The organism is Rhodanobacter sp. L36, assembly GCF_009765755.1.
In the GTDB taxonomy this organism is placed as follows: Bacteria; Pseudomonadota; Gammaproteobacteria; order Xanthomonadales; family Rhodanobacteraceae; genus Rhodanobacter.
Genome location: NZ_LMUV01000011.1, coordinates 1745361 through 1756736 on the forward strand (window position 1 = coordinate 1745361; position 11376 = coordinate 1756736).

Here is an 11376-nt window from a genome sequence, read left to right on the forward strand (position 1 = left end):
GACCCGTGTGAGAGCTAGAAACTAGCGCTTTAGGCGCAGCTTGTTTGGGAACACTAGCGTTCGAGCACTCGTAGGTCTCTCTGAACATCAGTTTTCCGTACCAAGGTGTCCCGGGAGAGCTTCAAGCTCACGAGCGCACTAAACCCAATTTGTGGCTGAGAGCGACGGCTTTACTTCTGGAAGTCACGTCGAGTTTGCCGAGCACATTGCCCACGTGGAATTTCACGGTGTCTTCGGTGACGCTCATTTCCTTTGCCATCTGGAGATTGCTATGACCGCGGGCGAGCCACTGCAAGACTTCCAATTCGCGAGCGGTTAGATCGGGACAACTCGAACTTTCGTCAGCCATTTTTCCGGCCGTAGCCGACATGTATCGGCCACCACGGAATACCGTCCGGATTGCGCTCAGTAATTCGTCGGACGGCGCATTCTTGAACAGGTACGCATGCGCGCCCGCGTGCAGCGCCTTGCCGATTTCACCGCCGCCAGCGTTCGCCGTCAGCACGATGAATTGTGCGGTGGACGACTTGGTGCGCAACACTGAAATGAGCTCGATGCCATTCATGTCCGGAAGCGATAAATCAACGAGGGTGATATCTGGCTCGCGCAGCATAAAAAGCGCAATGGCTTCCGCCGCATTGGCGGCCTCGCCGACGAGCTCCAGGTCTTCCTGGTAGCCAACGATCGCGCACAAGCCGGCGCGCACCACAGGATGGTCGTCGACGACCAAAACCTTTATTCCAGCTTGTATGTTCATGAATCGATTCTCGCAATGGGGCTGCCGCGCAAACGGCGCCAAAGGATCGCCGCGCCACTGAGGCGAGGGACAAAAAGCACGACTCGCGTTCCGCTACCGATCTGACTGGTTACCGAAAGTGTCGCTCCAAGACTGTTCGAACGATGTCGCATGTTTCGCAACCCGTAACCTCGCGCGGGAACGCGCACATCCGAACCTTGGGAAAAGCCGCTGCCGTCGTCCGAGACGTCAACGCTCAAGGCATCGTCATCGAAACTCAGGTTCACCGTGATCGTGCGCGCCGCGCCATGCTGTATGGCATTGGAGATCGCCTCTTGCGCAATCATGACCACATGGTGTTTTGCTTCGGGCTGCATGTCCCACGCCATGCCGGTGGACTGGATGTCCAGCTCTTCCACGCGTCCGTGCGCAAGCTGTCGGGCCATCAACGCGAGGGATTCGGAAAGATTTTTCTGATCGAGCACCGGAGGACTCAGATTCCACACCGAATAGCGCGCATCGTCCAGGCTGCTCTGAGCCAGATCGCGTGCCGATATCAGATGGGTTGACGTCATGTCCGGCGCACGCCGCATGCTGATCAACGCGGCTTCGGTCTGAAAGAGTATGCCGCTCAGGCTCTGCGAGAGGCTGTCATGAATTTCGCGCGCGATTCGCTGGCGCTCTTCGAGGACGGCTGCACGTGCGTGCAGGAAGCTGACACGCAGTCGATAGGCGCCCCACAACAGCGATACGAGCGCCAGCGCACAGAGCAGACGAAACCACAGGGTCTGGTAAAATTGAGGACTCAGCGCGAAAGCGAGCACGCCTTCCTGCGTGCTCCATGGTCCGGTCGCGACTCTTGCATTCACGTGGAATGTATATTGCCCCGGCGGCAGGTTGGTGTAGTGAGCCACACGTTGGTTGCCGCCCGGGATCCATTGCTCGTCGAAGCCATCCAGTCGATAGCGAAATTGGGTTCGTTCCGGGGATGAAAGGTTTGGTGCCGTGTAGCGAATTTCCAGCCTGCGGGTTCCCGGCTGCAATCGCACGGCCGTCGCAAGATCGACGCGCGTCTCGTCGGCGATCAACTGTTCGACGCGCGAAGGTGGCGCGCGATCGTTGAGCTTCAAGCGCGCTGGATCGACGACAACAACGCCACGACCGGTGGGAAACCAGAGCCGTCCATCGCGTCCGCGCCATGCATTGGGCTGTGTTCCGCCGCTCGCGTCGCTGCTCTTCATGCCATCGGCCTTGCCGAATACCGTTGATGTGACCGCGGCGCGAGAGCCAGCGGCAACCGCATCCAGATCCTGGCGGGTAATTTGGGAAATACCGTTGTCCGATCCGATCCACAGGTTCTCGGCGTTGTCCTCCAGGATGCTGTACACGGAGTCGTTCTGCAGTCCCTCGCGCGACGTGTATTGCGTGAGATGGCCACCTTCCATTCGAAACAGGCCTTGCCCGAACGTGCCGATCCAAAGAATGCCCTTGCTGTCGAAGTAGAGCGAGACGACCCATATATTGGACAGGCCGTTCAACTTCGGATAGCTCGTGACATGGTCGTTGCTGATGCTGTTCAGCCCGTTGTCGCTGCCTGTCCAGATCGTGCCGTCCGGTCCTTGCGCAATGGCATAGAGCGCGTTGCTCAACAGTCCGGTCGACGCGGTAAACAACCCGGTGACCTTGCCATCCAGACACCGCGCCAATCCGCCGCCAAGGGTTGCCACCCATATTTGATGGGCGCTGTCCTCAATGATTCCATTCATCAGATACGGCGGAACGCCCGTGCACGCCGCAGGTGAAAGTGCAGGCGAACCGTGGACCATCTGCATCAATTTCTTGGACGTTCCGACCAGGAGACTGGAAGCGTGATCCGTCCACATCGACCACGGATAGAGTGTCTTGTCCGCAGTTTTATAGGCGCGAATTTCTCCACCATGCAGCTGATGCAGACCGTCAGGCCCCGTCGTCCAGATATCGCTCCGGCTGTCCTCGATCACCGCATAGGTTCGATCGTCGGAAAGACCTTCCGCCTTTGCAAATGTCGTGAAACTCCCATCCCTGAAACGCTGCAAGCCAGCCGACGACGTGCCCACCCAAACGTTGCCGTCGTGGTCCTCGTATAGTTGATCCACGACATTGCTGATCAGTCCGTCCTCTGCGGTAAATCGGCTGACTTTGTTGCCGCCGATCCGCATGAGTCCTTCGGTGCCGCTGCCCAGCCAGATGTTTCCGTCGCGATCCGACAGCACGTCGTGGACATTGCTGCTGGCGACGCCGGGAATGTGCCATGCCTCGAAATGATCGTGCACCCATTGCACGAATTCAGCGTTCTGAGTCTTCACCAGCAGCGTGCCGTCCGCGATCAGGCGCAGATTCGTCACGTCGCTACCGGGCAAGCCATCGGCGACGGAGTAACTCTGCATCTTGCCCTCGCTCAGACGATTCACGCCGCCGGGAGAGCCGATCCACAAGGCATGGTCCTTGTCGATCACCAGGCGCTTGACCGGATCGCCCGACAAGCCGTCGGCGATCGTGTACGTCCTGATCAACAGCCCGTTCCTGAAATGTTTCAAACCGCCGTAGCCGCCGATCCACAGACTGCCATCCGGGTCGTTGGCGAGCACGGTGCCGCCACGCGGACCGATGCTGGCTATGCGGGAAAAAAGGCCATCGTGAAGCGTCGCGACGCCGCCATTTCTCGTGGCTATCCAGAGTGTGCTGTTGCTGTCTTCGACAAGATCCGAAATGAAATCGCGATCAAGCGACGGTGTATTGGTGTGGTCAAACGTGGTGAAACTGACTCCGTCGAAACGGGCAAGACCTGCCTGTGTGCCGACCCACAGATAACCATCCCGGGTTTCCAGAATCCTGGTAACACCATTCTGGGGAAGGCCGTCCTCGATCTGCCAGGTCGAATGAACATACTGGGTGATGGCCTTGCGCGAATCGAGCGCGATTGCAGACTGCAATGGAAGCAGCAGACAAAGCAGTCCGACCGCCAGCCGACCCAAATGCGCTGGCGAGCTTTCCATGAATCGGCTGGCGCCAGAAGGCAATGCAGTCGTCACGTAGTTCTGTTTGACAAACACGGCATTGCTGCTCGCAATTCAGGAAAAAGGAATAACGGCGATAAATTTCAGAAAGAAATGTGCGGTGCAATAGTTGCCACAGGCTACAGCGAGCCGTCGAACTTCAACCTACTCGTCCGAGTAGGTATAAACCTACTCGTTTTGTGGTTTCGGGACTCTTCGAACCGCCCGATCATTGGTTGATCGCGGGCAAGGTTAGCTTTCAAGCGCGAGGCGAGTCGAGCAATGGCAATGTGTGACGGATCGCGATGCCAGGAATATCAAGTTCAAACGGCACATCCGGCCGCCAATCCTTTTGCAGAGTCTCTCGTGCTTCCGTGCACCACCAACCGAGTGTGGAACCAATGAAACCAACGACGCTTCGCAACTCCTCCTTCCCTGCGCTGGCGATGACGATATCGCTTGCCCTTGCCGCTGCCACCGTGACGTCCGCGCGAGCCAGCGATATCGCCGCGGGCTCAAGTCCTGCGATGGCGCGAGCCACCGTGCTGCGCCCGGGCGATGCTTTCACCGGTGTGCTACCGCATACGCAGCCCATGCCGATCGTGGTCGTACTCAAGTTGCAGAACAGCGCGCAACTGGACAGTCTCATCGCTGCCCATCAAACGCTGACGTCGGCGCAGTTCTCTGCAAAACATTCGCCGACGCAAAGACAGGCGCAAGCGGTCGCGACGTACCTGAGCCGCATGGGCTACACGAACGTGGCGATCTCGGCCAATCGCATGCTGGTATCGGCGGATGGCACAGTTGGCACTGCACAGGCAGCGTTTCAGACATCGCTGGCGCGAGTACAAACGCGTGAGGGACGTGTGGCATTCGCGAACGACGGCGACGCACATCTTCCGATCGGTCTGCAGGACAGTGTGCTCGCGGTGATCGGATTGCAGAACGTTTACCGGCCGCACATCCTCGCGCAACGCGTGCAGCCTGATGCGGGGGTGCATCCGCTCGCCATCACCAGCCACAACCCGGCGGAGTTCTCGTCGATCTACGGCGGTACCGGCGTGGCGACCGCCGCTGGCGTCACCATCGGCATCATCACCGAGGGTCCGCTCGACAACACCATCGCCGACCTGAATATCTTTACCGACGCCAAGCACCTGGCTCGAGTCACGACGCAGATCGTTGGCGCAGCAGGTCCCGACCAGGGCGGAACCATCGAGTGGAATCTCGACAGCCAGGATGCCGTCGGCGCCGCCGGCGGGCAGGTCGGCCAACTCATCTTTTACGAAATGGCGACCTTCGAGAATCCCTCGCTGGTGGCCGACTTCAACACGGTGGTCACGGCGAATGCAGCCAAGATCATCAATGTCTCGCTGGGCGAATGTGAGTTGGGCGCAATCGCCGATGGATCGGCGGCGGCGTCGGATCAGATTTTTCAGGCCGCTGTTGCGCAAGGCCAGACGTTTTCCATTTCGACCGGTGACACCGGTGCGGATGAATGCGGCAACGGCGGCATCACGCCAAGCTGGCCAGCGGATTCACCCTATGTCGTTGCGGTCGGTGGCACCTTGCTCGATGCATCGCCGACCACATGGAACAGCGAAGTCGTCTGGTCACTGGGCGGTGGCAGCCCGAGCACATTCGAACCGAAACCGATCTGGCAGGGCTCGCTGGTTTCAGGTACCAAACGCGGCTTGCCCGACGTCGCCTTCGACGGCGATCCGGACTCGGGTTCGAGCATCGTTATCCCCGGCGGCGGCCTGCAAACCTGGGGCGGTACCAGTCTTGCGGCTCCGATCTTCGCGGGCCTGTGGTCGCGCGTGCTGGCGGTAAGAGGCACCGGTATCGGATTCGCCGCACCGTTGCTGTATCAGTTGCCGAGCGGGGACTTCCACGACATCACCGTCGGCAACAACGGCGGTGAGTCGGCCAAGGTCGGTTACGACTTCGCCAGCGGTCGTGGCAGCATGATCCTCAACAAGGCGATACTGCATCTGGGCACGCCGCCCACGCTCGTCGTCAATTTCAGTGCGACCAGCAGCGGACTGATCGCAAAGTTCACCGATACCTCCACCGACAGCGCCGGCACGGTCGTCTCGCGTGCGTGGAATTTCGGCGATGGCGGCACATCCACCGCGGCGAGCGCCAGCCACATCTACTCCAAGGCCGGCACGTACAACGTCGTCGAGACGGTGACCGACAGCGTGGGTTACTTGCTCGCACGAACGATCGCGGTAACGGTCGGTCGACGCTAGGCATCAAGCATCAAGGCGAACCAACGAGATCATCCGGCGTGCGCAATCGCGCCGCCGGAATGCGACATCCATAGTGGAATAACTGGGGCTTATGGAATGAACGGCAACAAGTACGGACGTCCAAACAAGACTCGCATCAACGGTGCCTTCAAACTCGCGCCGACAACGCACGCGATCCGCGCTGCGCTGGCCATTTCATTCACGGTGCTGGGGCTGTCCGGTAGCGGGCTCGCGCTGGCAGGCACCTGTGTCGCCAACCCGGCGCCCAACACCATTTCGTGCAACGGCGACTTTGCCAATCTTCCCGATGCCAGCTTTGCCCCCGTCGTCGACATGACGCTGGTTCTCGGCGACACCGCGCCGACAAGCGTCACACCCGCGGCCGGCACGGTCGGTGTCGAAGCGAGTTGGGGCGGGAACGTCGGTCTGGTCACCCATGCGGACATAACCACCGTCGGCGCCGATGGCGTCCATCAGTACGGTTCGACATCGGCGACGTTGAGCAACGACGGCAGCATCGACACCAACGTCACGGCGGTCGGGGCCAACGCGGTCGACATCAGTGCATATGGCGACGTCAGTGTGATCAACAACGGCCCGATCAGTGCATACAGCGCCGGCGTCTACGACGTGACTGCCGTCAACGCCTACTCGGTGAATGGCAAGGTCACGGTCGACAACCAGGCTGCCGGCACGATCAGCGCCACCGCCCAGGATGGCAATGCCATCGCCTTGTATGCATCGGCGTTCGGCGACAATGTTTTCAGCAACGAAGGAACGATCACTGCCAACTCGTTCAATGGCATCGCGGTCGGTGCGGTGGCTCAGGCATACAACGGCGACGTCAGCGTTACCAACGGCGGCAGCATTACGGCAAAGTCCACCAACTATCAGGCCATCGGCCTGATTGCTTCCTCGACCAACGGTTTTGCCACGGTCAGCAATGCCGGCACGATCAGCGCAACGGGCGGACAAGATCAGGCAATCGGTATCTCGGCCTCCGCGGCACTCGGCAGCTCGGTCGACAACACCGGGCAGGTGTACGCGACCTCCGCATTGGGCGAGTCGATCGGCATCAGCGCGCGGACTTACAACGGTATCGCCAGCGTGACCAACAGCGGCTCTGTTGTCAGCAAGAACAGCGGCCCGTACGCCGCCATCGGCATCCTCGCGTCGTCGGCCAACGGCACATCGGCGATCGACAATTCGGGCTTTATCCAGTCGGTCAACTTTCACGGGGATGGCATCGGCCTGGAAGCGGATTCCGCCGCGGGCAGCAGCATCACCAATTCCAGTTACGTCCTTGGTGGTTCCTATCAGGCCAACGGAACGGGATTGCTGGCGAGTGCGACCAGCGGGGACGTGGCTGTTACCAACAGCGCTGCCGGATACGTTCGTGGAGTTGCCATTGGCGCGAGCGACTACCACGCGATCGGCGTATCGGCCCATGCCACCGACGGCAAAGTCAGTGTCAACAACGACGGCAGAATTTTTGTCTTCTCGAATAACGGCAAGACCACGGGCATTCAGGCTTTCGGAGGCAGCGACGTCTATGTCGGGAACACGGGCTATGTAGCTGGCCACACTGGTGCTTACAACGACGGTCGAGGTATCTCGGCAGAGTCGTATAACGGCGCCGTCAGCGTCGTCAACAGTGGTTCGGTCATCGGATACAGCGCCGTTCGGCTCGGGATCGCCACTGACAAAACCACGGTGGAGGGCATTGTTGCCGTCAGCCGCGCGGGCGCTTTCAACGCCGAAGGGACGTACGGTCCGACCGCCATCACCACAGTCGTCAATTCCGGTTACGTCAACGCCACCGGCCCTTGGTTCGTCAACGGCATCGCTGCAGGCTCGTATGGCGGGACGTCGGTGACCAATACCCAGAGCGGTTCGATTATCGCCACAGGACTCAACCCGATCGGCATCGAGGTTCTCGAAACACCCAATTCTTACGCCAACTTCGGCTTAGGTGCGGCTATCGTGAACAACGCCGGCAGCATCATGGTCAATCAGGTCAATGACTGCGGCTGCGCTGGAATCAATCCATACGGCTACGGCATCAAGATCGTTTCCAGTTTCGGTGGCGACATCGCGGTCTCCAATACCGGCACCATCGCGGTGAATACCCAGCACGGTGGAACTGGCATCTACGCCTACGGCGCTAGTCTCGGCAAATCAGCAGTCGACAATATTGGCAGCATCATTGTCAGTGGCGCTGGCGCCGCTAGCCGCCAGCTATTCGGCGTGCACGTGCTGAGCGCGTACGGCAGCGTGTCCGCCACCAACGCCGGCGACATCACGGTCGTCTCCCCACCGGTGGTCGGGCGTAACTACAGTGGCAGCGAAGCATTTGGCATGGACGCAAGAAGCGGCCGCGAGGATAGTCCGACTTACCATGGTGGCGGCGACGCCCTTTTGGTCAATACGGGGCAGATCCATATCGACTCCACCGTGGGGTATGGCATGTGGTCAGATTCCCAGTATGCGAAAGCCGGGGTCTACAACGCCGGCAGCATCACGCTGAACAATGATTTTGTTGGGGCCGGCATGACGGCGGCTGCTGGTAACCCCATTGTTCCCGGCGTGGGCAGTGTCGTGCTGGACAACACCGGCAGCGTGTCTGTCATCGCTTCCAATCAGTCGATCGGTTTGCGCGCATATACCAGCGGTGCGATCTCTGGAAACTATCCCGGCATCGATGTAGCGATAAACAATTCCGGCTATGTCGGCGTGTCTAGCCAACAGAGATCGCAAGGGATTCTGGCGTTTTCTGCGCATGACGATGCTTTAACGGTCGACAACAGTGGTCCGGTCGTTGTCAACGCCACCGTCAACAACCGGACGGGTCAATACGCAGGCGCCAGTGCTGGCGCAGCGGGCATCCATACCGTCAACTACCAAGACGGCGCGATCATCACCAACGCCAGCGACATCACGGTGGCGACGCATGAAAACAATCAGCAGCCTGGCGAGGCCGTGGGCATTTTCGCCTATAACGGAACGCCGCAGAGGTACGTGTCATTCCTTGGCATAGGCTTCGGCGACACCAGCATCACCAATACCGGCTCGATCAGTGCCTCCCTGCTTTCCAGCCACACGCTGCAGGTCGAGCCGCCGCCGCCACGCACTTACGTCGGTCAGTCGGTACAGTTCGGCCCTTCCAATACAGCTTCCGGCATCCTCGCCACGAGCACCTATGGTGATGCTGTCGTCACGAACGCTGGCACGATTACCGCCAGCGCGCAGACCGATCACTATGTGGCGGGCGGAGCCGACAACGGCGTGACCACTGCCAATGGCATCGCAGTCACCAGCAGGGTCGGCGACTACAATTTCACCAAGGCCTATACGTACACCTACGACCCCAGCACGGGCGGCTACAGCAAAGTCTACGACGGCGTGCCATCGACCTTGGCACTGGGCGACATCACGTTGACCAATAGCGTTGGCGGTTCCATCAGCGTGTCTGCGAAATCGACCGATGCCAATGGTGATTCAGCTGTTGCGAACGGCATCATCGGCCAGGTCTCGGTAGGCAACTACGGTTCGTCTCTTGTCAGCGCCGGTCACGGCATCACCATCGACAACGAAGGCAGCGTGACGGCGACAGCGCTTGTCGCAAACGACGCCACAGGCTCGGCGATAGCCCGCGATATTTACGCTACCGATGCTGCAATGGAAAGCTTCGCGCACATCATCAACAACGGCATGTTGAATGCGACATCAACCTCGCCGGGCATATCGACCTCCACCGGCATTTCCGCGACCGCCAACACCATCACCCTCGCATTGGGCACGAAGAGCTTCATCGTGGCGACCGCCAATGGCGGCACGACGAGTGCCACCGGCGTGTTCGCTTCGGGCGCGAGTGTGACGGCCAGCAATAGCGGCACGATCAAGGCGATCTCCACCGGTATCAACGGCACCGCCACCGGTGTGCAGCTGGTCACACCGGGCGCCTTGTCCTTCACCAACAGCGGAGACATCCACGCCAACGCTGCGCATGCGGTGACGGTCAATCTGACCTCCGGTACCACCGCGACGCTGATCAACAACGGCCTGATCGTCGCGCGGCCCACGGTGGTGCACACCAATGGCATCGCGGTGGAAACGAATGCGCCCAATGCGGTGATCCAGAACTACGGCACGATCACCGGCAAGCTGCGCAATGGTGCCGGCAACTTCAGCTTCACCAACAATGCCGGTGCGATCTGGAATGCCGCGGGCATCAACACGCTCGGCGCGGGCAACGACTTCTTCCGCAACGTCGGCACCATCAACCTCAACGTCAGCGACATCGACTTCGGCAACCCCGGCGCGCTGGGCAGCAACCGCTTCACCAATGCCACCGGTGGCGTGATCACGGTCGTGGGGGCCAACACGATCGACATGGGTGCGCCCACACCGAACGCCTTCATGAACAACGGCACGTTGAACTTCCAGAACAACGCCGTCGGCGACACGCTGGCGATCAACGGCGACTTCGGCGGCCACGGCATCATCGCGCTGGACGTCAGTGGCCTGCACGGCACCGCCGATCAGTTGCAGATTCACGGCAACGTGATCGCCGGCACCGTCAATCAGGTCAACCTGCATCTGCTGGATGATCCAACCAGCGCGTCGACGATCATTCCGCTGATCACGGTCAGTGGTACCTCGACCGCCGGTGAGTTCGTGCTCGGCACGGTGGTGCAGGACAAGAGCTTCCTCGACGTGCTGGTCAGCAACATCGATCCGAGCAACGTCAAGAACGACACGTTCTCGCTCGGCCTCACCGCACCGAAGTCCTCGACATCGACATCGACGTCAACGTCCGCTGCGGCGGCCAACCCCGTGTCGCCCATCAACGGCACGTTCTCGCCCGCCGCGTTCGCTTCGGGACAGGCGATCGGCTTTGCCGAAGACGTCAGCGGCCTGAGCAACCTGGGCACGCTGGCCGTCTCGGCGGCGCCGGGTGCGCAGAACCTGATGAACAGCCAGATCGGCACGCTGCAGCAGCGCATGGGTGCGGTCAGCCAGACGCTCAAGGGCGGCGTGAGTCTGTGGACGCGCGTGTTCGGCGACAGCGGCACGATCGATCCCAGCCACAACGCCGGCAACTTCGGTCAGGGCGGCGCGTTCTCCTTCGACCAGAGCAACACCGGACAGGAAGTCGGCATCGACTTTGCTTTCACCGATGAGCTGAAAGCGGGCCTGCTGGTCGCCAAGGATCAGGCCAACCAGCATCTGGACAGCGGCAACAACGGCTCGGCCCGCATCAAGGGCACCACCGGCGGCGGCTACATCACCTGGATCTCCGCCGATGGCGTGTATCTGGATGCGTCGTTCCGCGAAATGGACTTCACCA

The 11376-nt window shown here is 60.4% G+C and carries 4 protein-coding genes; 2 read left to right on the forward strand and 2 right to left on the reverse strand.

Annotation, left to right across the window (positions count from 1 at the left end):
- Positions 1-127: 127 nt before the first annotated feature.
- Both GSQ73_RS17700 and GSQ73_RS17705 read right to left on the reverse strand, forming a co-directional pair.
- Complete coding sequence (locus tag GSQ73_RS17700) at positions 128-757, reverse strand: response regulator transcription factor (protein ID WP_158886341.1); 630 nt, start codon at positions 755-757, stop codon at positions 128-130.
- Positions 754-3828: a sensor histidine kinase gene (locus GSQ73_RS17705; RefSeq protein ID WP_158886343.1), complete on the reverse strand. Its 3075-nt coding sequence runs from the start codon at positions 3826-3828 to the stop codon at positions 754-756. The genes GSQ73_RS17700 and GSQ73_RS17705 overlap by 4 nt, the downstream gene beginning before the upstream one ends.
- A 344-nt stretch (positions 3829-4172) precedes the next feature.
- Between GSQ73_RS17705 and GSQ73_RS17710 the strand changes: the two genes are divergently transcribed.
- A complete protein-coding gene (locus tag GSQ73_RS17710) occupies positions 4173-6026 on the forward strand; it encodes a protease pro-enzyme activation domain-containing protein (RefSeq protein ID WP_254063447.1) in 1854 nt (617 codons plus the stop codon).
- A 96-nt stretch (positions 6027-6122) separates the two neighbouring features.
- Positions 6123-11376 (forward strand): hypothetical protein (locus GSQ73_RS17715; RefSeq protein ID WP_216844805.1); only part of this gene is annotated, 5254 nt, incomplete at its 3' end.

What these genes read in the sequence shown, in the direction of transcription:
- GSQ73_RS17710 (WP_254063447.1), top strand. Translation starts at nt 4,173, where the DNA reads ATGAAACCAACGACGCTTCGCAACTCCTCCTTCCCTGCGCTGGCGATG.
- GSQ73_RS17700 (WP_158886341.1), bottom strand. Translation starts at nt 757, where the DNA reads ATGAACATACAAGCTGGAATAAAGGTTTTGGTCGTCGACGACCATCCT.